The organism is Prevotella sp. oral taxon 475, from assembly GCF_018127805.1.
In the GTDB taxonomy this organism is placed as follows: domain Bacteria; phylum Bacteroidota; class Bacteroidia; order Bacteroidales; family Bacteroidaceae; genus Prevotella.
The window spans coordinates 1534211-1557887 of sequence record NZ_CP072334.1 but is presented as its reverse complement, the minus strand read 5'-3'; the positions used below and the strand labels follow the sequence as shown (position 1 = coordinate 1557887).

General features: G+C 50.1%; 23 protein-coding genes and 1 tRNA gene. 6 read left to right on the top strand and 18 right to left on the bottom strand.

All coding sequences use genetic code 11. The annotated features are described in order from the left end of the window. Position 1: 1 nt before the first annotated feature. Positions 2–1069: a mannose-1-phosphate guanylyltransferase gene (locus tag J5A66_RS06190; protein ID WP_211789801.1), complete on the bottom strand. Its 1068-nt coding sequence runs from the start codon at positions 1067–1069 to the stop codon at positions 2–4. Positions 1070–1563: 494 nt separating this feature from the next. Here J5A66_RS06190 and J5A66_RS06185 point away from each other — a divergent pair, with 494 nt between their 5' ends. Beyond that, on the top strand, positions 1564–2436 hold the full coding sequence (locus J5A66_RS06185) for an RNA polymerase sigma factor RpoD/SigA (protein ID WP_211789800.1): 873 nt from the start codon (positions 1564–1566) through the stop codon (positions 2434–2436). 110 nt (positions 2437–2546) lie between these two features. Here J5A66_RS06185 and J5A66_RS06180 read toward each other — a convergent pair whose 3' ends face one another. Then, a complete protein-coding gene (locus J5A66_RS06180; RefSeq protein ID WP_211789799.1) occupies positions 2547–3542 on the bottom strand; it encodes an iron ABC transporter permease in 996 nt (331 codons plus the stop codon). Further along, entirely contained in the window at positions 3539–4669 is a 1131-nt protein-coding gene (locus J5A66_RS06175) for an ABC transporter substrate-binding protein (RefSeq protein WP_211789798.1), read from the bottom strand. Before J5A66_RS06175 ends, J5A66_RS06180 begins: the two co-directional genes overlap by 4 nt. A gap of 128 nt (positions 4670–4797) precedes the next feature. On the opposite strand from J5A66_RS06175, the gene J5A66_RS06170 reads away from it, so the two are divergent. Next, positions 4798–5682, top strand: coding sequence for a ThiF family adenylyltransferase (locus J5A66_RS06170; protein ID WP_211789797.1), 885 nt, complete (start codon positions 4798–4800; stop codon positions 5680–5682). 60 nt (positions 5683–5742) lie between these two features. Next, positions 5743–5829, top strand: a tRNA-Ser gene (locus tag J5A66_RS06165). Positions 5830–5971: 142 nt separating this feature from the next. On the opposite strand, the gene J5A66_RS06160 is transcribed toward J5A66_RS06165, so the two are convergent. From J5A66_RS06160 to ispE, 7 genes are all read right to left on the bottom strand, one after another. Continuing rightward, positions 5972–6400, bottom strand: a complete 429-nt coding sequence (locus J5A66_RS06160) for a DNA-binding protein (protein WP_211789796.1) — start codon at positions 6398–6400, stop codon at positions 5972–5974. Positions 6401–6630: 230 nt separating this feature from the next. Then, entirely contained in the window at positions 6631–8397 is a 1767-nt protein-coding gene (locus J5A66_RS06155) for a hypothetical protein (protein ID WP_249109926.1), read from the bottom strand. A 22-nt stretch (positions 8398–8419) separates the two neighbouring features. Beyond that, positions 8420–8659 carry a hypothetical protein gene (locus J5A66_RS06150; RefSeq protein WP_211789794.1) on the bottom strand — a complete coding sequence of 80 codons (240 nt, stop codon included), beginning with the start codon at positions 8657–8659 and terminating at the stop codon, positions 8420–8422. A gap of 477 nt (positions 8660–9136) precedes the next feature. Next, positions 9137–9700 carry an aminodeoxychorismate/anthranilate synthase component II gene (locus J5A66_RS06145; RefSeq protein ID WP_211789793.1) on the bottom strand — a complete coding sequence of 188 codons (564 nt, stop codon included), beginning with the start codon at positions 9698–9700 and terminating at the stop codon, positions 9137–9139. Positions 9701–9725: 25 nt separating this feature from the next. Continuing rightward, positions 9726–10406, bottom strand: coding sequence for a phosphoribosylanthranilate isomerase (locus J5A66_RS06140; RefSeq protein ID WP_211789792.1), 681 nt, complete (start codon positions 10404–10406; stop codon positions 9726–9728). A gap of 32 nt (positions 10407–10438) precedes the next feature. Then, complete coding sequence (gene kdsB / locus J5A66_RS06135; RefSeq protein ID WP_211789791.1) at positions 10439–11185, bottom strand: 3-deoxy-manno-octulosonate cytidylyltransferase; 747 nt, start codon at positions 11183–11185, stop codon at positions 10439–10441. A gap of 30 nt (positions 11186–11215) precedes the next feature. Further along, positions 11216–12055, bottom strand: coding sequence for a 4-(cytidine 5'-diphospho)-2-C-methyl-D-erythritol kinase (gene ispE / locus J5A66_RS06130; protein WP_211789790.1), 840 nt, complete (start codon positions 12053–12055; stop codon positions 11216–11218). A 114-nt stretch (positions 12056–12169) separates the two neighbouring features. On the opposite strand from ispE, the gene dnaB reads away from it, so the two are divergent. Then, on the top strand, positions 12170–13681 hold the full coding sequence (dnaB, locus tag J5A66_RS06125) for a replicative DNA helicase (RefSeq protein ID WP_211789789.1): 1512 nt from the start codon (positions 12170–12172) through the stop codon (positions 13679–13681). Positions 13682–13922: 241 nt separating this feature from the next. On the opposite strand, the gene J5A66_RS06120 is transcribed toward dnaB, so the two are convergent. From J5A66_RS06120 to J5A66_RS06095, 6 genes are all read right to left on the bottom strand, one after another. Next, positions 13923–14741 (bottom strand): DUF6261 family protein, encoded by an 819-nt coding sequence (locus J5A66_RS06120; RefSeq protein WP_211789788.1) that lies wholly within the window; start codon positions 14739–14741, stop codon positions 13923–13925. A gap of 412 nt (positions 14742–15153) precedes the next feature. Next, a complete protein-coding gene (locus J5A66_RS06115) occupies positions 15154–16785 on the bottom strand; it encodes a hypothetical protein (RefSeq protein WP_211789787.1) in 1632 nt (543 codons plus the stop codon). 45 nt (positions 16786–16830) lie between these two features. After that, complete coding sequence (locus tag J5A66_RS06110) at positions 16831–17022, bottom strand: hypothetical protein (RefSeq protein WP_211789786.1); 192 nt, start codon at positions 17020–17022, stop codon at positions 16831–16833. A 412-nt stretch (positions 17023–17434) separates the two neighbouring features. Next, the gene (gene galE / locus J5A66_RS06105; protein WP_211789785.1) at positions 17435–18472 is read right to left on the bottom strand and encodes a UDP-glucose 4-epimerase GalE; all 1038 of its coding nucleotides are present in this window, start codon (positions 18470–18472) and stop codon (positions 17435–17437) included. Positions 18473–18498: 26 nt separating this feature from the next. Next, a complete protein-coding gene (locus tag J5A66_RS06100; protein ID WP_211789784.1) occupies positions 18499–19173 on the bottom strand; it encodes a YggS family pyridoxal phosphate-dependent enzyme in 675 nt (224 codons plus the stop codon). 18 nt (positions 19174–19191) lie between these two features. Continuing rightward, positions 19192–19698, bottom strand: coding sequence for a DUF4494 domain-containing protein (locus J5A66_RS06095; protein WP_211789783.1), 507 nt, complete (start codon positions 19696–19698; stop codon positions 19192–19194). A gap of 162 nt (positions 19699–19860) precedes the next feature. Here J5A66_RS06095 and J5A66_RS06090 point away from each other — a divergent pair, with 162 nt between their 5' ends. Continuing rightward, positions 19861–21069 carry a pyridoxal phosphate-dependent aminotransferase gene (locus J5A66_RS06090; protein WP_211789782.1) on the top strand — a complete coding sequence of 403 codons (1209 nt, stop codon included), beginning with the start codon at positions 19861–19863 and terminating at the stop codon, positions 21067–21069. A 25-nt stretch (positions 21070–21094) separates the two neighbouring features. Next, on the top strand, positions 21095–22339 hold the full coding sequence (locus tag J5A66_RS06085) for an FtsX-like permease family protein (RefSeq protein ID WP_211789781.1): 1245 nt from the start codon (positions 21095–21097) through the stop codon (positions 22337–22339). 11 nt (positions 22340–22350) lie between these two features. On the opposite strand, the gene nadD is transcribed toward J5A66_RS06085, so the two are convergent. Next, a complete protein-coding gene (nadD, locus tag J5A66_RS06080; RefSeq protein WP_211789780.1) occupies positions 22351–22932 on the bottom strand; it encodes a nicotinate (nicotinamide) nucleotide adenylyltransferase in 582 nt (193 codons plus the stop codon). Next, a complete protein-coding gene (gmk, locus tag J5A66_RS06075) occupies positions 22929–23525 on the bottom strand; it encodes a guanylate kinase (RefSeq protein WP_211789779.1) in 597 nt (198 codons plus the stop codon). The genes nadD and gmk overlap by 4 nt, the downstream gene beginning before the upstream one ends. Between the last annotated feature and the right edge of the window lie 152 nt (positions 23526–23677).

Below are 23677 nucleotides of genomic sequence, written 5' to 3'. Positions count from 1 at the left end.
TTTATGTTTCACTGAATTGTTTGATTCTCTGTTCCTCACTTCGTTTGCAAATCAGCAGAACGCCATCCTGCTCGGCCACGATACAGTCTTCGAGGCCTTGAACGACCACCTTTTGCTCTTGGGTGGTGTGTACAATGCAATTGTGCGAGTCATAGAGATGGATGTTCTTTCCGATGCAGGCATTGCCATACAAGTCGTGTTGGGTTTGTGTCCAGAGGCTTCCCCATGTTCCGAGGTCGCTCCAACCGAACTCGGCCGGACAGACAAAGATTTCCTCGGCCTTCTCCATAATGGCATAGTCTACCGAGATATTCTCGCATTCGGGATAGGCCGCGTCAATCTTTTCCTGTTCTTGCGGAGTTCCATAGTCGTCCATCAAGCTCTCGAAAATCTTACTGATGGCCGGTTGATATACCCTAAAAGCATTGACAATGGTATGAACACTCCAAATAAAAATGCCCGAATTCCAAAAATAATTATTCCTGCTGATATACTCTGTCGCTGTTTTCAGATCGGGTTTTTCCTTAAACGAGTCTACCCGAAATATCTCTCGGTTTCTGGCCGAATTGAAACTGAGATCAGCCTGTATGTAACCGTATCCTGTTTCGGGGCGAGTGGGTTTCATTCCCAAAGTGAGTATCGCGTCAGTCTCACCCGTGAACTGAAGACACGAGGTTACCACCCGTGTAAACTCTGGCACATGGGTGACGATATGGTCGCTGGGCGTCACGATAACGTTGGCAGATGGGCACTCTTTCTTGATTCTCCAGCTCACATAGGCAATGCACGGAGCAGTGTTTCGTCTGCAAGGCTCTAAAAGAATGTGGCTCCGGTCTACCTGGGGTAGCTGTTCTTCCACCAAGCGGAGGTATCTTTTATTGGTAACCACCCAGATATTGGAGGGCAGACAGATTTCTGCAAAACGGTCGAAGGTGAGTTGCAGCAAAGAGCGACCTGTGCCCAGTACGTCGATAAATTGCTTGGGTCTTTCCTCGGTGCTCATCGGCCAGAATCTGCTACCTACGCCACCGGCCATGATTACTAAATGATTCAACTTGTTCATACTCATAAGTCTTTATCGATTGCCACTCGAAATATCTTGCACGCCAACCAACCGAACAGCTCTCTTGAAGAGGTTTCTCTTTGTCTGGCTTTTCCCACTGCGTTCCCATCTCTTAGCTTTTGCACTCCATTTTCTTAGCTTTTGGCGTGTCATCTCTTAGCTTTTGAAGGTCAAAAGCTAAGGTTTTGAAAAGCATCTTCTGAAGTCCTTGGCTTTCAGCGGTTGATCTTTCTTCGTGAGAAGGCTGTTTGTTCGAGTTGTTAGGGCATGCCGAATGGCAACTCTAAAGGCAAAGTTACGGCTTTTTTTTGATGCTGCGCTGATTTGGAACATTTATTTTACGATGTGGGAAATAAACCGCTGTGTTAACGTTATTTAGATGATTTGCAGGGCTCGAAATTTGATTTTCTCCTTATTTTTAATTACCTTTGCAAGGTTTTTCAGCATATTCCAGGCTATATATTTGATAGCCAAACATTTAGATTGTTAAGGTAAAAAAGATGAGGCAATTAAAAATTCAGAAGAGTATTACCAATCGCTCGAGCGAAGCTTTGGATAAATATCTCGTAGAGATTGGTAGAGCACCATTGATTTCCATCGACGAGGAAATAGAATTAGCCCAAAAAATAAAGAAAGGAGGACCTGAGGGAGAGAAAGCGAAAGACAAGTTGGTTACAGCGAATTTGCGTTTTGTCGTTTCGGTGGCCAAGCAATACCAACACCAGGGACTAACGCTTACCGATCTGATTGACGAAGGAAACATCGGTTTGATTAAAGCTGCACAGAAGTTTGACGAGACCCGCGGTTTCAAATTCATCTCGTATGCCGTGTGGTGGATTAGACAAAGCATCCTGCAAGCAATTGCCGAACAAAGCCGAATCGTGCGTCTGCCGCTCAATCAGGTGGGATCTTTAAATAAAATCAATCACGAAATCAACCGCTTCGAACAGGAAAATCAACGCCATCCCTCGGTTTCGGAATTGTCGGAAGCAACGAATTTGGATGAAGAAAAGATCGGTCAGAGCCTCATGGCTGACGGACATCACGTGAGCATCGATGCGCCGTTTCAAGACGGAGAAGACAATTGCATGCTCGATGTCATGGCGTCGGGCGATGATAGTCGTACGGATAAGCAGGCGGATCATGAATCGATGGCACTCGAACTCAATTCGGTGCTGGCAAAGGTGCTGAAAGATCGCGAGATAACCATTATCCGAGAGTGTTTCGGAATTGGTTGTCATGAGAAAGGTCTTGAGGAGATTGGCGACCGATTAGGCCTCACTCGCGAACGGGTGCGGCAGATTCGTGAGAAGAGTATTGCCAAATTGCGCGACAGTGGCAATGCCAAAATCTTGATGAAATATCTCGGATAAAATTGAAGTGATAGGCAAAAAGGGCAGGAGACATCGATGTTTCCTGCCCTTTTTCTGTTTTTCTGCGGATTGTTTGCTCGTCTGGCCGATGGGGCAAGGCGTTGTTCCGGTTAGCGTTTCACCATCAGATAGACCATCACCGGCGCGCCGATGAGAGGTGTTACGGCGTTGAGTGGAATGATGCCTTGGCTTCCTGGAAGATAGCAAAGCAAGGAACAGAGGAGAGCAATGGCCGAACCCAGGAGTAGAGTGGTGGGGAGCAGACGGCGATGATTCTCTGTTTGGATGAAGAGTCGGGCCAAATGGGGCACAGCCAGTCCGATAAAAGCTATCGGACCGCAAAAGGCTGTCGTTACGGCTGTGAGAAGACCGGTGACAGATAGCAGCAGATGGCGCGTGTGCTGGATGTGGAAGCCCAGACTTTCGGCATACTGCTCGCCCAGAAGAAGGGCATTCAAGGGTTTGACGAGTAGCAAAGAGGCCAGCAATCCCAGGATGACAATGCCCGCAAACAGGGGCATACGGGCAAGAGAAACGCCTCCGAAGTTGCCCATCCCCCAAATCAAATAGGACTTAACGCCCTCTTCGGTGGCGAAAAAGTTGAGCAGAGAGATGGCCGATGAGGCCAGATAGCCTATCATTAAACCCACGATGAGCAACGAAACACTGTTGCGAACACGCGTAGAGAAGCCCAATAGGATGAGCGTAACGAGCATCGCACCGGCAAAAGCTGCGAGAAGAATGGCTGCAAAGCCGCTGATGGTGAAAGAATCGATGGAAAGACTTCCGCCGAAAAGCAGCATTACAAGGGCCGCACCAAGGGCCGCACCGCTGTTGATGCCAAAGATGGCCGGACCGGCAAGAGGATTATGAAAGGCTGTTTGTAACATCAAACCGCTCACAGCCAAAGCCGCACCGCAGAGAAGAGCCGTCAGAGCTTGTGGAAGTCGAGACTCGAGCACGATGAATCGCCAACTCTCGTGCCTCGCAGGCTGTCCTAAGAGGATGTCAAAGACGTCGGTTAGAGGAATACTGACGGTGCCGATAGCCAGATGAAGCACAAAAAGAAGAAGGATGAAGAGGAGAAGAAACAGTTGTTTGGTCATCGTTGGAGGGGCGAGAAATAGCGAAGATTTCCTAAAAAAGTTCGTTCTTCGGGGTGTAAAATCAAGAGATAGTCGCGCAGAAGAAGGTCAGGGCGGAAGGGTGTTTCCTCGAAAAAGGGAACAACCGAGGCATTGCAGCCAAACACTTGTTTGTTTTTAAAAGCTTTCAGGGCGGCATATCCATGATATTCGGCCAGCAAATCGGCGTAGGTGAACGGAGTTGTTGAGTTGTATTTGATCATCCAGAAGTCAGCCTCGCCTCCTTTTTCAAGTACGCTTTCAAAGGGTAGGGATAGACTTCCGCTGTGATGGTCGTCCGCGAAAGGGTAGGCGGCATGCGCATCACGCAGCATTCTTCCCACCGTGCTCCTTCCTCCCGGTACATACCAGGTGCTACCTGTCTTTCGTTCGGTGAGCACAGAGGGTGCATATCGGGTTTTCGAGGCTCTTGATTTGAAATAAAGATAGCGTGCTTCCACCACCTTGAAAAGCGAATCGGCCTGATCTTCACACCCGAAAAGCAAACCGTAGAACTTCATCCATTCAGCTCGCCCCAACGGCGAGGTCTCCATATAGTCGGCACACTCGATGATGGGAATCCCCGTTTTCTCCAACGTGCCATATCCACCGCTGTTTTCAAACGGCGAGAGCAATAGGGCATCGGCCTGCAAACTCACTATCTTCTCCACATCCGGAGCCATCGCATCGCCGCAGTCGACGAGGTTTCCTTTGTTCACTCTCCGTTTGAGCTCCGGCAGAAGCATATACTTCAAATCGCATACACCTGCTATTCTGTTTTGCACGCCCAGCATTTGAAGTAGCGCAGCATGTGCCGTGGTGAACACAACCGCCCGATGCACTGTGCGAGAAATCAGTGTCCCCTTGGGCAAAGCTCCACGGTAGGCCGAATCGCCTTGATGGAGCAGAATGTAACGATGCAGAAGGCGATGTGCTTTCCAAGGATTTTTGAGTTCAACAAGGGTGAAATGCCGATATTTGACGATACAAAGATTCTCGGCATACTTCATAGGCAAGGTATCTCCACCTTGCAGATTTTCTCCCGTTTTCCTACCCGTGCAGGCCACAATCAGGAGAAAAAGACCGAATAAACAGGCTATCTTTCTCATAATCACGGGCAAAGTTACGAAAAAATGCACGCCGTAGACTTGCCTTTCTGCCCGAAAGCGTAAAAAACAAAGGGCACAGAAGCCTTGTCATCCACTTTTACGTACCTTTGCAGATAAATATTGAAGACATGCAAAATCAATTTTCAAGAACCCGAATGTTGCTCGGAACCTCGGCGATGAAGGCCCTGGAAAGGGCACGTGTAGCTGTGTTCGGTATGGGTGGCGTTGGTGGATATGCCGTGGAAGTGCTGGCTCGGAGTGGTATAGGAACGCTGGAAATCTTCGACGACGACCGTGTTTGCCCCACCAACATCAATCGGCAACTCTACGCTTTGCTCTCTACCGTGGGCAGACACAAGGTAGATGTAGCCGAAGAACGCATCCGCGACATTAACAGCAGTTGCCAAGTGCACAAGCATCGAATGTTTTACATGCCGCAAAATGCAGACGAGGTAGACCTTTCACAGTTTGATTACGTGGTAGATTGTATCGATACGGTCACGGCTAAACTTGAACTCATCCGGCGATGTCACCACCTGCGCGTGCCACTCATTTCGTGTATGGGGGCAGCCTATAAACTCGACGCAACGGCTTTTAGAGTGGCCGACATCTACCAAACCAAGATAGACCCACTGGCAAAGGTGATACGAAAGAAGCTGCGCAAGATGGATATCCATCGTCTGAAAGTGGTTTACAGCGAAGAAGAACCCCTGTTGCCGGTGGAAACCGAGACAAACGTCTCTTCTGCTTCTGCTATCGGTCTGGATGACGTGACACAACAACCCACCGAGCGTCGCAAAATGCCGGCCAGCAACGCCTTTGTGCCGGCCGCTGCGGGCATTATCGTGGGAGCCGAGGTGGTGAAAGATCTCATCAAGATAGCGCAGAACCAGGCCGAGGAAGGAAAGACCCCAACCGAAAGAGGCCATGAAGAGAACCTATGCAATCGGCATTTCCAAGGAGAAAGTGGCCTTAGCCCTGAAAAAAGAGAGGAAAACATTTGGGCTAAATGAAAAAAAACGATACCTTTGCACAGCATTTGCAAACAATGTGCTGTTTGAAAGTAAAATAAAGGAAGTTTGGGTGAGTGGCTGAAACCACCAGTTTGCTAAACTGACGTACGGGTTACCGTACCGGGGGTTCGAATCCCCCAGCTTCCGCAAACTCCACATCAAGACTTTCATGATGAGGTGAACAGCATATTCAAATGCACAAAGAAACGCTGTAGAGCCAAAGCTCTACAGCGTTTCTTCATACTCTTAACCTAAAGGAGAATATCCTTTAAAGAGACAGGGCGAGGCTCTACGGCTTCGGCGTTTTCGGTTTTTTGTTCATTTCTCTTCGTTTGGGATTGTCTATCTCTACCTCAATTTTGCCAAGGGCTTTGCGAATGGGGTCTTTCCACGATACGATGATGCGGGGCCGCTTCAGCGAGAGAGCGGTAACATCTGTCTCTTTGGCTTCCATCTTCGAGGGGATGGTGGTGCGTAAAGAGAAGATGTCGCCCAGATCGAGCGAACCGCCGAGGGTCACCACCTCGATGATGATGTTGCGCAGGGTGATGAGTACGTTGCGCACATCGCCTTCGCTCAACGAGGTTTCGCGCACAATGCGGCTAATCAACCAGTCTACACCAAACTTTGTAGGAGCTTTGGGCACGGCACTGTAGGCCTTTTGGCCTTTGCGAGGTCCTATACGCAGGACGCTCTCGATGACTTTGAAAGTAATCATACGGTTTAAATTTTAGTTATTAAATAGGGAGTGCGCACAGCTGTGCGCTACTCCGTTTGTGATATGGGTCTATGATGTTCTTGGCAACGCCTATAAGAAGTTCTCCACCTTTCCTATAAGGAATCCTCGACCTTTGATATAAGGAGTCCTCGACCTTTCCTTATATCAATCCTCGACAGTTCCTTATATAAAAGGTTTTGAACTTGTGTTGCCATCTTGTTGCATCTTTGTTATTTATACTTCACGAATGGGCGGACGAGCTGACTTGTTAATTTGGTATTCCAATTTCCCCAAAACATACCAAAGTTTAGTATGCTGACATAGCCTGCACGGTTTCCATTGTATTCTGTGCTCGACCAGTATGCATCACTATTAAAAATAGCAGTGCCGCCTACTTGGGTAAAAGCTATATTGGCTAAACTACCATACCAATTGTAAGTTTGACCGGCGTATAGTACTGTTGCCTTATCTCCAAAGCCTAAGGGGAGAATCCATCTAAAATCGCTATACGATGGTAAATACCATTGTATAGCAGGTGTGCCTGTATAAGTTACGTCGGGACTATAATGAGCTGCAGCATAGAATGGGTAGAAGTCTGAGTTGTTTCCTTTTACTTTATCTCCTACAACAGCAGTGGTAGTATATCCCGCATTCCAGGTTTCATCAATACCGCTGGTTTCATGAGCGTTTAAGGCATCGGTTAGATTAGTTACAGATTGCATATTGACTTTTGTAAAATGATATAAGCTGTTGCACCACTGCATTGTTGCTCCTCCATTGGCGTTCTTTAATGCCACAGCCATTCCTTTGCTTTGGCTTAACACCACGGCGATGGGCACTTTGGGAGTGGCGAGCACAGTGCCTTGCTTGTCGACATAGCGTTTCGTTTTGCCATCGCTAGCGCGCAGGGCCGTGTATTGGGTGGAGTTAAGGAAGTCGGTGGTGCCGTCGCTCATCAAGTAGAGAAAGTTGTATTTGAGGTTAATGTTCACCAAATACGACTCGTTGATGTCCATGACGTGGGCTGAATGAATGTTGGGGTCGACAAGACTGATGAGGTTGACGCTGGCACCGGCCATGTTCATCTTGTAGATCTGTCCGCCGGTGAACTTGAGTTTAAAACCTTCCATGTCGGTACCGGGCACGAAGTAGAGATATTCGTTACTCTGGGTGGTGTAGGTACCGTCGGCGTTAGGAGTGGTAGCACTGGCAGGGAAAGTGAGGGGTTCGTTAAGAGGATTCAGTTCGCCATCAGTCAACTTATCACCACTGTAGGGTAGTTCAAAGGTGCAATCCTCAGGCAGCAAATTGGAGTTGTAGGCTTGTATGCTGGCTGTGGTGGAGGCTTGAATGGGCATCCAAGCGGTGAACTTAATGCGCATGCGACAGCCCACATGGCTCATTTGGAAATCGACATACTGTGGGTCGGGTGTGGCGGTTACAGTATAATCGGTTCGGGCCAGCAAGGCCTTTTCGGCGTTGTCACGGGTAAGCTTCAATCCAATCGTGCCCATGGGGGTGGTGACTTTGGTCATACGATTATTGTGCAACATGAAGATGTAAGGGCCTGGTGCCAGGCGCAAATGCATGTTTGGAGTGAATTTGCCATCTTTCAATGTGCCGGTAATCTCCCCTTTCAGCGTGTAGGTGGGAAAAGAGCCTTGAAATACGAGCATCGTATAGTCGTCGTTCTCCAATGCGCGGGTGGCGGCTATGGAGCGGGTAGCCCTGGCAGGGTCGCGTTGCACGGTTACCTCGGCCAGCAGGTTGTTGCCCAGGTCGATGGTTTTGCGACTGATGGTGTCGGAAGTTGGCGTGGTGCGTGTTCCGGCATATTCTTTTTCAGTATTGAAATCTTTGAAGTTTACCTTGAACTCAATACCTTGCGTAATATCCACTTTGCCTTTATCGCCATCCTCGGGCTTTACGTTATCATTGTTGCTGCAAGCTGCCAGCATGGCTAACAGTGCGAAGGATAAAATCATCTTTGTCTTCATTGTGTCTGTCTCTCTTTTACGTTTAATAATTTTCTTCTTCTCCATCGTCTTCCCACAAACCCTTTTTGGAGGGTGCTACGTTGCTCTCATCGCCAAAGAAGACGGAACCGCCCTCATGGTTCTTTTCATCCCACGGGTCGGTGGTCGAGGGGTTGCCGCCATTGGGACGAACGGAGACGCAGATAAAACTCTCACTTTCCGTTTGAATAACCTCACATTGCGGTGCTGTGTAAGGTTGATTCTTGAATTGCTTTCTGTTCATAATTCTCTAATATTTAATTGATGAAACTTCGGTGTAAGTTCCCTTTCCGACACTTGGCGAAAGAGTACGAAAAGAGAAGCAAAGGGAACTCCGTGGAGCCCTTTGCTAATAGGGGTTGCGCTCACTTCGCGCGCGCGTAGAGAAAAGCTAAAAAATCTTACACTACAATAGGTGCGAACATTGTGTGTGTGTGTGTGTGTGTGTGTGTGTGTGTGTGTGTGTGTGTGTGTAAGGTAGTCATTTTCTCGAAGACTACCAAAGGACAGGCGTTAAAAGATGCAGAAAAGTTTACGCCTTTCTGCCCTCTTGTTATACCTTTATATATATGCACACTTTCCATCTGTTGTTTTTGCTCTTCTGTTAAAAAGACGGCGGCAAAGGTAACACAATCTTTTGGAAAGGCCAAAGAAAGGGAAGACAAATAGGTGTATATTTCGGATTTATCTCGGTTGAATTGGCATAGAGAGGGGAGCAGAATCAAAGTCGTAGCCAGTTGGAAAGGATGGTGTGTCCGTCTTTGGTGAGCACACTCTCGGGGTGAAACTGAATGCCATGGAGATGGTACTTTTGATGGCGCAGAGCCATAATATGTCCTTCGTCGCTGATAGCAGTAATTTCGAGAGCGTCGGGAAAATCGGCGCGATCTACCACCCAACTGTGATACCGCCCCATCGTGATTTTTGCGGGTAGGCCTGCGAAGATGGGGTCGTTACCGAGCTGTGTACCCATGGTAGCCACACCGTGATAAACCTCTTCGAGACGGGTGAGTTTTGCTCCAAATGCTTCGCCTATCGCCTGATGTCCGAGGCAAACGCCAAGAATGGGCTTACGGTCCGCATAAGTCCGAATGACATCGAGGAGGAGACCCGCTTCCGAGGGAATGCCGGGGCCGGGACTGAGAATGATGTTGTCGAAAGACTTGAGTGCGTTGAGCGAGAATTCGTCGTTGTGTAGGATGGTCACGTCTGCGCCGAGTTCTCTTACAAGATGTGCCAGGTTGTAGGTGAAAGAGTCGTAACTATCGATGATGACGGTGCGCATATCAAGCAGATCTTTTGTCAGAACATTAGGATAGCTTTCCCACTTCGGCAATGAATTGGCGCAAGCGTTCCACATCTTTTACTCCGGGTGAAGTTTCAAAACAGTGATTGAGGTTGATTCCCTCGAAATGAGGATGAGAAAACTGCTTGAGTCCTTCGAGAGAGTCGGGACCGATGTCGCCGCTGAGCAGAAAGGGAATCTCGCCGTGATAGGCCTCGAGCAGATTCCAGTTCTTCTGTCCGCATAGCATGTCGAAAAGAAAAAGATCTACCGCTCCGGTATATTCCTCGCAGCGCAGCAGATCGTCTGCATTGTTGACGGCGATGGTTTTGATGAGCTGAATACCCGGTTGGATATCAGGATGAAGCGTACTACGCAGATTGCGGCACGCCACGGCCGACTCGTTCCCGTCCAATTGGACATAGTCGAGAGCGTAATTGTAAACGCGGGTAACAATATTTTGGGGCATATCGTCTACAAACACCCCGACCCGTTTGATGCGACTCGGAAAAACTTTCTCTGCCTGTCCGCGAGCCCGTTTGAATTGCTCTTCGCTATAGTCGGGGATGATGCCCGCCCGCGATGAAATCATTTTTACATAGCGTTCGTTTTGCGGATGAAATACAAATCCCATCAAATGGATGTCCAACTGAGACACTGCGCAGATATTTTCGGTATCGCGCATGCCGCATACTTTGATCTTCATGCTTTTTATAATTGAGAATAAGGAGAAAAAGTTTACCGCTTTGATTGAGCGAGAAACATCTCGGCGCGTTGTAAATCTTCGGGCGTGTCAATGCCTACGGTTTCAATATCGGTTTGTCCCACCTTGATGCGGAATCCGTTTTGCAGCCAGCGCAGTTGTTCGAGGCTTTCTGCCTGTTCGAGCGACGACTGCGGCAGACGAGTAATTGCCGAGAGAATTTCGCGGCGATAGGCATAGATGCCCAAGTGTTTGAGAAAAGGATAAGCCCGGAGCCAATCCTTCCGTTCTTCTCCGCGAACAAAGGGTATCACCGACCGAGAGAAATAAAGAGCTTCTCCTCGATTGTCGACCACGATTTTGGGCGAATTGGGATTCTCCATCTCCTCCATCGTCTTGAACGGAATGCCCAACGTTGCAATCTGAGTGTTCTCGTCGTCGAAGCATGCACAGACCGAATCAATCTGTCGCCGTTGGATAAACGGTTCGTCACCTTGAATATTCACCACAACCTCGAAGTCGCCGCCGATTTTCTCCACCGCCTCGCAGATGCGGTCAGTTCCACTCTTATGGTGAGGAGAAGTCATCACGGCTTGTCCGCCGAATTCCACAACCTTTCGATAGATACGCTCATCGTCCGTTGCCACAAAAGTTGCGTCCAAAACCTGCGCTACCTTTTCATAGACATGTTGAACGACAGGCTTACCGCCAAGCAGAGCGAGCGGCTTGCCCGGAAAGCGAGAAGAACCGTAACGAGCTGGAATAATACCGATAAATTTCATTTCTAAATACATGAATATGATAAAACAGATTTACAGCACAGCCGAGAACGTAAACATTCCAGGGAACGCCTCTTTCAATTCTCCCGGGCATTCCTCGAAGATGCCGAAGAGCGCACTACCGCTACCGCTGAGTTGTGCATAGCGTGCCCCCAGCCGATAGAGGCTCCGTTTGATATCAGAGAGTTTGGGATGCAGTTGAAAGACCGACGACTCGAAATCGTTTCTGAGTTCGTCGGTCCATCGGTCGATAGGCTCGCATACAATCTCTCGGCAGCACTTTTCCGGTTGAGCGGGAACAACATGCGCGAACGCCTCGCGGGTAGAAATGGCCACAGCCGGTTTCACGATGGCTACGTAACGACCCCTTAAGTGCTTCTGAAGTTCGTCTACAGCCGAAAGCCGCTCGCCAATTCCCGTAGCAAAAGCAGGTTCTGAGGTAATGAAGAAGGCACAGTCGGCCCCCAATCGAGCGGCATATCCTTCCATTTCTTCAACACTGAGATGCAAATCGAAGCCCTCGTTGAGCAGCCGAATCATCGTCGCCGCATCGCTCGATCCGCCTCCGAGTCCCGCCTGCGAGGGAATTCGTTTGCAGAGATGCACATGAACACGCGGCAGATCAAAGTCCTCTGCCAGCAACCGATACGCCCGGCATACCAGATTCTCGTCTTTGCGTCCGTCGATACGACTGCCCGTTATTTTCAAGTCGCACGGATCGTCTGAGGGGAACCGTTCGTCCATTTGCGTCACCTCCAGTGCATCGGCGAGCGGAATCGGGTAGAACACCGTCTCCAAATTGTGGTAACCATCCTCTCGTCGCGCCACGATATTGAGTCCGAGATTGATTTTAGCACAAGGGAATGCAATCATTGTTTGTCTTATTTGTTCGTCTGCAAAGGTAGTGTTTTTTAACCGGCCCCTGGCTTCCTTTGCGGTTGAAATCCCAAAAGATTTGCTAATTTTGCACTCCGAAAACAAGGAAAAATGGCAGAAACAAACAATTCCAACAAGCGCGCCCGGAAGTCGCCCCCCGTAGACAATACCTACGGACATCTTCCGCCCCAGGCACTTGATTTAGAGAAAGTCGTCCTCGGTGCCCTCATGATCGACAAAGACGCCTTCTCCGTCGTCAGCGAGCTCCTCCGTCCCGAGACCTTCTACGAGCCGCGTCATCAGAAGATCTACACCTCCATCCGCACCCTCAACATGGACGAGAAGCCCGTCGACATCATGACCGTCACCGAGCAGCTCAAACGCGACGGCACCCTCGACGAAGTGGGTGGTGCGCCCTACGTCGTCGAGCTCAGTGCGCACGTCGCCTCTTCGGCCCACATCGAATACCACGCCACCATCTTGGCCCAGAAATTCCTTGCCCGCCAGCTCATCACCTTTGCCAGCACCGTCGAGACGAAAGCCTTCGACGAGAGCATCGATGTCGAAGAACTTATGCAGGAGGCCGAAGGAGCCCTTTTCGAGCTCTCGCAGAAAAACATGCGACAGGATTTTACCCAGATCGACCCCGTCATCAAGCAAGCCATCGACATTCTTCAAAAGGCCTCTGCCAACAGCAGCGGCATGACCGGCGTGCCTACCGGCTACACCAAGCTCGACGAAATCACCTCCGGATGGCAGCCCTCCGACCTCATCATCATCGCCGGTCGCCCTGCCATGGGAAAAACCTCCTTTGCCTTGAGCCTGGCCAAGAATATTGCCATTGATGCGCAGGTGCCCATCGGATTCTTCTCACTCGAAATGAACAACGTCCAGCTCGTCAACCGTCTGATCTCGAATGTCTGCGAGATTGTGGGCAGCAAGATTCTCAACGGACAGCTTACGCCCGACGAGTGGGACCGCCTCGACAAACGCCTCCGCCATCTTCAGGGCGCACAGGTCTACATCGACGACACCCCCGGTCTTTCCGTCTTCGAACTCCGCACCAAAGCCCGTCGACTCGTTCGCGAGAAGAACGTCGGCGTCATCATGATCGACTATCTTCAGCTCATGAACGCCAACGGCATGAAATTCGGTAGCCGACAAGAGGAAGTGTCCACCATCAGTCGCTCTCTGAAGGGACTGGCTAAGGAGCTCAACATCCCCATCATCGCCCTCTCGCAGTTGAGCCGAAATGTCGAAAACCGCGAGGGGATCGAAGGCAAGCGCCCCCAGCTTAGCGACCTACGCGAGTCGGGAGCCATCGAGCAAGATGCCGACATGGTGCTCTTCGTCCACCGCCCTGAATACTACCACATCTATGAAGACGAGAAAGGCAACGACCTTCACGGAATGGCCCAAATCATCATTGCCAAGCACCGTAAGGGAGCCACCGGCGACGTCCTTCTCACCTTCCGCGGTCAATACACCCGTTTCGAAAACCCAGGACAGTATTCCATCTCCGCGCCGCCCATGCCCGACGACGGAAGCGGTCTCATCCAGTCTCGTATGAACCTCGACGATCCCGCCTTCCCGCCTCCTCCCATGGGCGATGTACCTTTTTAGGTGGAGAGTAGCCCCCAGAAGTTAGGGAGCTGTCCTACTCGTCAACGGTGTTAGTTGATAAGTTAACAAGTTGACGAGTTGACAAGGAAGTTACCCTCCTGCCAACTCGTCAATCAAAAAGCAAATCTACTTGTCAACGGTGTTAGTTGATAAGTTAACAAGTTGACGAGTTGACGAGGAAGTTACTTTCCTGCCAACTCGTCAATCAAAAAGCAAATCAACTCGTTAACTTGTCAACTCGTCAGCCCACCCACGGCGCGAGCGTTCCGTCGGCGCGTAGTTTGCCCCAGGTCCATACCTTGGTACGCTGGTCGTAGAACTTAAAGCGGCGATCTTTGCCCGAGCCCTTCACCTCGCCGGTAAAGGAGAGCGAGCCGGGAGCCGAACCGATTTCGCGCTCGAAGGCCGGAATGAGCGGAATGAGCATGGCCTCGATGCCGGCTATTTTCCTGTCGTGCGCCGCTTTGTTGAGCGTGGCGCGCTGGGAGAGCAGCGTGTGGCGATTGTCGACGAGTTGGTTGTAGCGATTGATGAGTTCGGAGACGTCGGCCGAGGGTTCGAGATCGTCGAGCGAATCCATCCGCCGCACGATGGCATTGACGGCCGCATCCGTGGCGGCGCGACGGGCCTTGAGGTCGATCGTGTTGGTGGATTTCGCCCCCGAGAACCGACCGCGAAACAGACCATCGAAGGCGGCATTCGTATCTTCCAGTCGCTTAGCAATGGCCGTAGCTCCCAGCGCGACGAGGGCCGAAGCCGCATCGGCGGGTTTGAGATCGGCCAGCAGATTTTTCAGCGCACCCGTCTCCGAATCGTAGTCGGCGGTGAGCACGCCGGGATAGCGCGAGAGAATCTCCCGCAGTTTCTTAGCGGCCTCTTTCGTGGCACTTTCTTCGGCCAGCAGCCCCATTTCGATGGCCAACTGCAGGGATCGATAAGCCCGGTCGCGCTCGGCGTCGCGCAGCCGCAGCTCTTCGGTAGCCGGATCGATGCGCGGCGGATTGAGTGCCTCGTCCTCGTGTCGAATGGCCTCTTCGAGCGGTTTGAAGAGCAATTTCATCTTTTCCAGATTCGCCTCCTTGGCCATTTCCAGCACGTGAATGGCAAACTAATAGTGCTCCATGTTGCGGAGCCTGTCTTTTCTGATCGTTTTCATTTCCATGATTTGTGATTTTAATAAGATTGATATAAAAAAATGGCTTCGGCAGGTACCGAAGCGTTGTTTTTCGGCTTTTTCGTCTTTCGGCACCTGCCGAAAGCTTGTTTTTTCTATTTCCGAGGTTTCGGCGGGTGCCGAAACGTTGTTTTTCTCATTTTTAAGTCTTCGGCAGGTGCCGAAAGCCCATTTTTCTCATTTTTGAGCTTTCGGCACCTGCCGAAGGGTTATTTTTCAGAATTTCTACTCTTCTGCAGGTATAGAAGACTCATTTTCTTTTCCCCATTGCTCATTTGGATTGCGGACGAACATGGGGTTAGAAATGTACAAAAGCAAACACTGTAAAATATGCACCAAGTGATAGGCCTTTCCCTGCAAAGTTGTCGGCATAGAGTTGTTCGGGGGGATAGTAATTCACCGCATTCTGAGAATCAGTCTCCGTACTTGTCCATGAGCAACTTGGATTATCGTGACTGGTAAATGCTGGCGCGCCAACTGCTGTAAATGCAGCATCGATGGTAGCCATCGTTGTTAAGTCAATTACATGATCTCCCCAGTTTGCAGGCAAGGATAAGGAGCTTCCAAATACATTTCTAAACTTCATCACCTCACCATAGGCCGGTAAATACCATTTGCGACCGACCATTGAACCTGATACTGTGATACCTTTTGCAGCGAGCTGATCACCCCAGTGTCCGGCTTCATAGAAAGCAGGATAGTCGAGACTGTTTCCCTTAATGGTGCCGTCAAGGCTTCCAGCTGCTTCCCAGGTGTATTTATAACCGTCCATATCAGTAATAGCAGCAGCATAAGTGGAGAACAAGGTACTATTGGCTTGTGTAGTTGTAGCTCTTCTATCCCAAAGGAATTTCTTATCACGCCATATATGACTGTAGGTGTCGTATTCTTTCGAACAATCCAATGCGATGGCTGTACCATCTTTGGTGGATGTCTTTTCTTCTAAGACAAGCCCGATGGCTATGCGCGAACCTTTTTCGGCCAATGTACCGGTAGTACCATCGCTGAAAAGATAGCGTGCGGGGAAAACTACATTGATAACATCAGGAGCCAGCTTTTTGTTTTTACTTTCATTAAAGTTGATTGTGGTATAGTGGACAGTTGCTGTGCCCGGAAAGTGGGTTACGGGATGAATCACTGTGTATTCTATATCGAATGTGCCGTAATTGCCGGGAGGTAACACGATGGTGGCAGAGTTATCGCCTAGTGAGGATGTAGCGGCAAGAGGAAAACCTGTGCCATCAGCCCCTTTGATGTTAAGTGTTATGCTGTTAGAGGGTGATTGGGGAGCAGTGGCAATGTCAAGACCGCTATCGCCGAAACCGAATGTTCCAGCCAAAGGCTTGTCGGCAGTGATCTTGATTTTGGTGAGCTTGCCTCCTACTAGTTTACTGTCTGAGGTAAAAGGCATGAGAGTGAGATAGGCCGCTTTGTGGACGAGGGTGAAGTCGTAGTGGTCGCCGTTTTTCTGTGCGGTAGCCGTTCCGCAATCGCCGCTTTCACCAATGTGCGATGCATCGGCGGGCAACATCTGAGTTTGTGTGGCAGCGATAGTCACTTTGTCTTTTGCACCATTCTTGCCTGTGTAGCGTAGAGGGTAGGTGGGGTTAGTAAATGTACCGGCGAACAAAAATTTAGCTGTGGGCACTTTGGTTACACCGCCAACAAGTTGTTCATTAAGATTGTCGCGCACACTTTGCAACATATTGGTGCCATCATTGAGCCAAAGACGATCTTGTGCTGTCCAATAGAATTTTAGTTTCGTACCAATGTATTCACCAGCGGTACGACTTTGGGGAGTCTCATCTACCATGGCAAACTCTGTCATTCCTCTATTGATGGATGGTTGTGATGTGGTGTCATCATTTGCACATCCTACCATTGTTAGGAGTCCTGCCAACAGCAGCAGGCATTTCATTACTCTTTTCATTGTCTTGTTTTTTAATTGGTTGTTAACTGTTTCTTGCGGACTTCTTTACCAAGCCTCATCCTCAGCATCTTCATGTCCGCCTTCGTTTGGAAAGCCACTCTCAAATTCTTCGTCCTCGGCATCCTCATGTCCGCCGTTTACCTTAGAACCCAGTAATAGCTGACTTCCAAATTCAGACTCAAAGACCTTTATATGTGGCCTAACATAGTCTTTCTGCCCTAATTCTTTTCTATTCATATTGCAATCATTTTGTGGTGAATATTCGTTGTTATTTTCCTTTTGTATGAGTTGATAAAGAATACAAAAGAGAAGCAAAGGAAACTCCGTAGAGCCCTTTGCTTATGAGGGTTGCGTTCGCTTCGCGCGCGCGTATGAAAAAGTGAAAAAGTATTGCACTACCAATAGGTGCGCATACTGTGTGTGTGTGTGTGTGTGTGTGTGTGTGTGTTTAAGGTAGTCATTTTCTGGGAGACTACCAAACAATAGTCGTTAAAAGATGCAGAGAAATGAAGATTTCTCTGCAATCTGTTGGGCTGATATGTCAACACGTTTTGTTTCACGGGGCAAAGGTAGAGAATAAAATCGGAATGAGCAAGTTTTATGTCTCTAATGCTGAGTTTTTATCGTGCTCTGCCTATGGCGAGGAGACTTACATCAGTCCGCGTTCGCGTAGTTTGAGCTGCCAGTTCCAGGCCGTGCGAAGCGTTTCTTCGAGGGAGGCTTCTGCTCGCCAGCCCAGAACGTTGTTGGCTTTGTCGGGGTTGGCCCAAACCTTTTCGATGTCGCCCTCGCGGCGTGGTGCATAGGTCCAGTTCACTTTCGTGCCGGTGGCTTTCTCGAATTGGGTCACCACTTCGTAGGTGCTCACGCCGCGGCCTGTGCCGATGTTGAAATAGTCGATGTCGGGGGTATGGGCATCGAGTACGCGCTCCATAGCTTTGACGTGTGCCTTGGCCAGATCTACCACGTAGATGTAGTCGCGGATGCAAGTGCCGTCGGGAGTGTCGTAGTCGTTGCCGAAGATTTTCAGTTCCTTACGGATGCCCATCGCCGTTTGCGTCACAAAGGGAATGAGATTCATGGGTACGCCGTTGGGCAGTTCGCCAATGAGGGCTGTAGGGTGGGCTCCGATGGGATTGAAGTAGCGCAGGATGATGCTCTTGATGGGAGATCCGCTATGGATGCAGTCGCGGATGATTTCTTCGTTAATCTGCTTGGTGTTGCCGTAGGGACTGCATGCGGTTTGGATGGGAGCATCTTCGGTGACGGGTAGATGCTGACTGCTGGGCTGTCCGTAGACGGTGCAGCTGGACGAGAAGATGATGCCACGCACGTTATGACGGGGCATGAGCTCGAGGAGATTGAGCAATGAGAGAATGTTGTTGCGATAGTAGAGTAGGGGCTTTTCTACGCTCTCACCCACGGCTTTCGAGGCGGCGAAATGGATGATGCCGCAGAGGCTGGGGTATTTGGAGAATACGGCTTCGAGGGCGGCTTTGTCGCAACAGTCCACTTGCTCGAAGGCGGGTCGGATGCCGGTGATCTGCTCGATGCCGTCCACTACGTCGGCGTTGGAATTCGAGAGATTGTCTACGATTACTACGTCGTAGCCTGCTTGTTGGAGTTCTACGGTGGTGTGCGAACCGATGAATCCGGTTCCACCGGTCACTAAGATGGTCTGTTTCATATTTTTAGTTGATGAGTTGACGAGTTCTAATAAGTTCTTTCGCCAAAGAGGGAGGTTCCGATTCTTACCAGCGTGCTACCACAGCGAATGGCAATGGAATAGTCGTGGCTCATGCCCCAGCTGCGATGACGGAAGGCAGGGTCGGTAGGGAAATATTGCTGTTTGAGTTCGTCGAAGAGCTGACGGGCGGTGAGCATTTCACGGCGAATCTGTTCTTCATCGTCTGTGTGTGAGGCCATCATCATCAGTCCGCAGATGCGAGAGTGTGTGAGGTTACGCCATTCTCCGGCGGCGAGCAACTTGCGACAAGCGTCGGGCGAGAATCCGTATTTCGTTTCCTCTTCGGCCAAGTGCAATTCGAGCAGAACGTCGATCACCCGGTGGCATTTCTCGGCCTGGCGGTTGATTTCGCATAACAGCTTCCAACTATCTACTGATTCTACCATTGCAATGTAGGGAGCGATGTGGCGTACTTTGTTGGTTTGCAGATGCCCGATGAAGTGCCATTGTATATCCTTTGGAAGGGCGGCTGCTTTTTGAGAGAGTTCTTGCTCGTGACTTTCGCCAAAGATGCGCTGACCTTCGTCGTATGCAACGCGAATTTCATGGGCAGGGTGAAACTTGCTCACCGCCACCAGGTCGACTCCCGTCGGTAGACTGTTCAGCACCTTGTGCAGGTTTTTCGCCACGTCTGTGCTCATTTCCTTCTCTCCTTTACCTTATTCTTTTATATCTTCCTCCTCGTATTCGGGACGTTCGTCTACTGGTTTCTTCGTTGTTATCGCTGAGTGCTCGTAAACGTCCATGATTTGTGTTTCAACAATACTGGCGATGATATAGTCGATCATCGTTCCACCCATCACCTCGTCGATATTCTTCACTGCACCCTGAAGTGAAGAGGCTTGGACGAGATAGTTGATATTGGAACGTTTCTCCTTCTCGCTCTTTTCGTCAATGGTGATGAATTGCAGCTTTGTTTTGTACCACTTGTCGTCGTTGGCGTTCTCGCTGAAGAAGATTTCATGGTAGGGTGCGGGTTTGATGCCGGTAATCTTGAACTCACCGCTGATGTAGGTAGACATTTCTTCAATAATCGAGTTTTCTGCTTCTGTGAAACTCAGAGCGTCCACAACATATTGTTCGGTGATGGGTTTCTGCATGCCATCATCCATTGTCTTTTCGTATCTGATTTTTGTTTCAAACCAGTCTGCTGTTCTTGATCTCATAATGCGATGAATTGATTGTTTTTTTTGATAGCGCAAAAGTAACAAAATAATCCGTAAGACACAAAAAATGCTCTGCAATTTGAATAAATGCAAGTGGGCTACTGCAGCGAGCTGGATTTTATTGTTACCTTTGCACGTCACTCATTTTTAGAACGATTATATATGCCTGAAATTTCAGTTCGCGGAATAGAAATGCCGGAGTCGCCCATCCGAAAATTGGCTCCTCTTGCCGTTGCGGCAAAGAATCGCGGAATAAAAGTATATCATCTCAATATCGGACAGCCCGACCTTCCTACGCCGCAAGTAGGGCTCGATGCGCTGAAGAATATCGATAGAACGGTGCTGGAGTATTCTCCTTCACAGGGTTATCTGTCTTATCGCGAGAAACTCACGGGCTATTACAAGAAATATGGCATCGACATTACAGCCGACGATATCATTGTTACCTCGGGAGGATCGGAGGCTGTGCTTTTCGCATTCATGGCATGTTTAAATCCCGGTGACGAAATCATTATCCCTGAACCGGCTTATGCCAATTATATGGCGTTTGCTATTTCGGCAGGTGCCACTATCCGAACCATCGCCACTACGATTGAAGAGGGCTTTGCACTGCCCAAGGTAGAGAAGTTTGAAGAACTGATTAACAGTCGCACACGTGCCATTATGATTTGTAATCCCAACAATCCCACGGGCTATCTTTATACTCGTCGGGAGATGAACCAGATTCGCGACCTGGTGAAGAAGTACGACCTCTATCTTTTTTCCGATGAAGTGTACCGTGAATATATCTATACAGGTTCGCCCTATGTTAGTGCGTGCAATCTTGAGGGGGTGGAGCAGAATGTAATTCTTATCGACTCCGTTTCGAAAAGATATTCAGAATGTGGCATTCGTATTGGCGCATTGATTACCAAGAATGCCGAAGTGAGGGCAACGGTGATGAAGTTTTGTCAGGCCCGGCTTTCTCCTCCGCTACTGGGACAGATTGTTGCAGAGGCTTCACTCGATGCGCCGGAGGAATATTTCCGCAGCGTGTACGACGAATATGTGGAACGTCGGAAATGCCTTATCGACGGACTGAACCGTATTCCGGGAGTTTATTCTCCCATCCCGATGGGAGCGTTCTACACTGTAGCAAAATTGCCTGTAGACGATAGTGAGAAATTCTGCAGATGGTGTTTAGAGGAATTTGCTTACAATGGTCAGACTGTGATGATGGCTCCTGCCTCGGGGTTTTACACTACGCCGGGAGCCGGGCGGAATCAGGTGCGTATTGCCTACGTGTTGAAAAAAGAAGATCTTGAACAAGCTCTTTTAGTGTTGCGCAAGGCCCTTGAGGTTTATCCCGGGCGTGAGAATGCCGATTCATAAGTCTTTCCTTAAAAAGTTCTGCTCTGTGAACCTACCTCTCTTTCTTGCTCGCCGTATCTACAACAGCGACGATAAAAACCGCGTGGCGCGTCCAGCTATTCGCATTGCCATTGCCGGTGTTGCTATCGGACTGGCTGTGATGCTCGTTTCTGTGAGCGTTGTCTTTGGATTTAAACACACCATCCGCGACAAGGTGGTGGGATTCGGCAGTCATATTCAGGTGGCCAACTTTATGACGTTGCAGGCCTCCGAACAATACCCCATACAGATGGGTGACTCGATGTTGCGGTTGCTTCGCCAGATTCCCGGTGTGAAGCATGTGCAGCGTTATGCGGTGAAGCAAGGCGTTTTGAAGACGGAGACAGATTTTCTCGGGGTGGCTTTCAAGGGGATTGCGGCCGACTACGACACCACTTTCCTTCATCAGAACCTGATAGCGGGTTCCATCCCTCGGTTTTCCGATACACACAGCACGCAGCAACTGCTTATCTCGGACATCATGGCTAATGAACTGAGGCTTCAGGTTGGGGACCAGATTTTTGCCTACTTTATCGACTATAACGGCATTCGGGTGCGTCGCTTGCGGGTTGCGGGTATTTACCGCACCCATCTTTCGCAGTACGACCGGGTGACTTGTTTCATCGATCTTTATACGGCGGTGAAGCTCAATGGATGGGAGTCCGACCAGGCCAGTGGGGCGGAGTTGACGGTGGATGATTTCGATCGACTTTCGGCGACGGAGCGTCTGCTTGTCCAGAAGGTGAATCGAACGGTAGATCGTTACGGTGAGACGTATTCTTCGCAGACGATCAAGGAGGCCTGTCCGCAGATCTTTTCTTGGCTCGATCTGCTCGATCTCAACGTTTGGATCATTCTTGGGCTGATGCTTGCCGTGGCTGCCGTGACGATGATTTCGGGTTTGCTCATCATCATTCTCGAGCGCACGGCGATGATAGGTCTTCTCAAGGCCGTTGGGGCACGCAACCGCACCATCCGGCATACTTTTCTTTGGTTCTCTGTTTTTACGATTGGCAAGGGACTCTTGATGGGCAACGTGATCGGTATCGGACTGATTGCTTTGCAGCGTTTTACGGGACTGGTGCGTTTGGATGCCGCAACTTATTATGTGAGCACGGTGCCGGTGGAATTTCATCCGGCGGTGATTTTTCTTCTCAATTTGGCGACGTTGGGCATCTGTGTTTTGGTACTCATTGCGCCGAGTTATTTGGTTTCGAAGATTCATCCGGCCCGATCGATGCGATACGAGTAGGGGCGAGCGATTCAGTCGTTTACTCGATAGGCGGCTACGGCCATTTCCAAAATATTTTTCGGCAGGACATCCGCCACCGACATTCCTTGACGAATGCGGTGGCGGATGTTTGTGCTACTGATGTCGTAGAGCGGTGTGCGGAGCAGTGTGACGTTGGGAGGGAGTGTTGCCGGAGCGATGGAGAAGTGGCGTCTGGGGTAGACAGCGATGCGGTGATGGGCGAGGATGTCTTCGTGGTGATTCCATCGATTGAAGGAGGCCCAGTTGTCGGCTCCGATCAGGAGGGTGAATTCGCGTTCGGGTTTGTCTTGTGCCAGGTGTTGCAGTGTGCGCCAGGTGTAGGAGGGGGTGGGGAGGCGGAACTCGTAGTCGGTGGCGTGGAAGCGGGGTTCGTCTGCGATGGCGGTTTGGACGATTTGGAGTCGCAGCTGGTTGTCGAGCAGGTCGTTGCTCTCGCGTTTAAAAGGGTTTTGGGGGGAGACGACGAACCACACCTCGTCCAGTTTCATGTCTTCGAGAAATCGTCGGGCCAGGGCGATATGTCCGTTGTGGATGGGGTTGAACGACCCTCCGTAGAATCCGGTGCGTATCATCTTGGGGTGAGGAAGGATTGGATGGCTTGGAGGGCTTGTTGCTGGGCTTGGTCGAGGCGGTCGTTGAGGATGACGCGGTCGAACTGCGTTGCGAAGCTCAGTTCGTATTCGGCGCGTGCGATGCGACTGTCGATCACCTCGGGTGCGTCTGTGGCTCGGGCGTTGAGCCGTCTGCGCAGTTCTTCCACCGATGGCGGTTGGACGAAGATGCTCAGTGCTCGCTGTCCGTAAAACCGCTTGATGTTGCAGCCGCCGAGCACGTCGACGTCGAAGAGTACGTTTTGCCCTTCTTCCAGTTGTCGTTCCACTTGCGAGGTGAGTGTGCCGTAGAATCGGTCTTTGTACACCTCTTCGTACTCGAGAAATTCGCCGGCTTTGATGCGGCGGCGAAATTCTTCGGGCGAGAGGAAGAAGTATTCCACGCCGTGTTGTTCGTTTCCGCGCGGCGGTCTGCTGGTGCAGGAGATGGAGAAGGTGAGTCGCAACTCGGGATGCTCTTCCATCAGCCAGCGGATGATGGTGCTTTTACCCGAGCCCGAGGGGGCCGAGAAGATGATGCAACGCCCTGGGGCGGATGGTTGGTTTGAACACATGATGGTTGATATTTTTGGTTGGAGGAGGGATTTCCTCGCGGTGAGATTGTATCGTTTTTGGTCTCCGTGGCGTCACTGTAGGGTACAGTAGCCCTGTTTTTGCCTTTGATGATGGTTTTGTAGGGTACAGTAGCCTCATTTTTGTCTCCGCG

Bases quoted from the DNA above. Each gene is read 5' to 3' on its own strand.
- J5A66_RS06190 (WP_211789801.1), bottom strand. From the start codon at position 1,069: ATGAGTATGAACAAGTTGAATCATTTAGTAATCATGGCCGGTGGCGTA.
- J5A66_RS06185 (WP_211789800.1), top strand. From the start codon at position 1,564: ATGAGGCAATTAAAAATTCAGAAGAGTATTACCAATCGCTCGAGCGAA.
- J5A66_RS06180 (WP_211789799.1), bottom strand. From the start codon at position 3,542: ATGACCAAACAACTGTTTCTTCTCCTCTTCATCCTTCTTCTTTTTGTG.
- J5A66_RS06175 (WP_211789798.1), bottom strand. From the start codon at position 4,669: ATGAGAAAGATAGCCTGTTTATTCGGTCTTTTTCTCCTGATTGTGGCC.
- J5A66_RS06170 (WP_211789797.1), top strand. From the start codon at position 4,798: ATGCAAAATCAATTTTCAAGAACCCGAATGTTGCTCGGAACCTCGGCG.
- J5A66_RS06160 (WP_211789796.1), bottom strand. From the start codon at position 6,400: ATGATTACTTTCAAAGTCATCGAGAGCGTCCTGCGTATAGGACCTCGC.
- J5A66_RS06155 (WP_249109926.1), bottom strand. From the start codon at position 8,397: ATGAAGACAAAGATGATTTTATCCTTCGCACTGTTAGCCATGCTGGCA.
- J5A66_RS06150 (WP_211789794.1), bottom strand. From the start codon at position 8,659: ATGAACAGAAAGCAATTCAAGAATCAACCTTACACAGCACCGCAATGT.
- J5A66_RS06145 (WP_211789793.1), bottom strand. From the start codon at position 9,700: ATGCGCACCGTCATCATCGATAGTTACGACTCTTTCACCTACAACCTG.
- J5A66_RS06140 (WP_211789792.1), bottom strand. From the start codon at position 10,406: ATGAAGATCAAAGTATGCGGCATGCGCGATACCGAAAATATCTGCGCA.
- kdsB (WP_211789791.1), bottom strand. From the start codon at position 11,185: ATGAAATTTATCGGTATTATTCCAGCTCGTTACGGTTCTTCTCGCTTT.
- ispE (WP_211789790.1), bottom strand. From the start codon at position 12,055: ATGATTGCATTCCCTTGTGCTAAAATCAATCTCGGACTCAATATCGTG.
- dnaB (WP_211789789.1), top strand. From the start codon at position 12,170: ATGGCAGAAACAAACAATTCCAACAAGCGCGCCCGGAAGTCGCCCCCC.
- J5A66_RS06120 (WP_211789788.1), bottom strand. From the start codon at position 14,741: ATGAAATTGCTCTTCAAACCGCTCGAAGAGGCCATTCGACACGAGGAC.
- J5A66_RS06115 (WP_211789787.1), bottom strand. From the start codon at position 16,785: ATGAAAAGAGTAATGAAATGCCTGCTGCTGTTGGCAGGACTCCTAACA.
- J5A66_RS06110 (WP_211789786.1), bottom strand. From the start codon at position 17,022: ATGAATAGAAAAGAATTAGGGCAGAAAGACTATGTTAGGCCACATATA.
- galE (WP_211789785.1), bottom strand. From the start codon at position 18,472: ATGAAACAGACCATCTTAGTGACCGGTGGAACCGGATTCATCGGTTCG.
- J5A66_RS06100 (WP_211789784.1), bottom strand. From the start codon at position 19,173: ATGAGCACAGACGTGGCGAAAAACCTGCACAAGGTGCTGAACAGTCTA.
- J5A66_RS06095 (WP_211789783.1), bottom strand. From the start codon at position 19,698: ATGAGATCAAGAACAGCAGACTGGTTTGAAACAAAAATCAGATACGAA.
- J5A66_RS06090 (WP_211789782.1), top strand. From the start codon at position 19,861: ATGCCTGAAATTTCAGTTCGCGGAATAGAAATGCCGGAGTCGCCCATC.
- nadD (WP_211789780.1), bottom strand. From the start codon at position 22,932: ATGATACGCACCGGATTCTACGGAGGGTCGTTCAACCCCATCCACAAC.
- gmk (WP_211789779.1), bottom strand. From the start codon at position 23,525: ATGTGTTCAAACCAACCATCCGCCCCAGGGCGTTGCATCATCTTCTCG.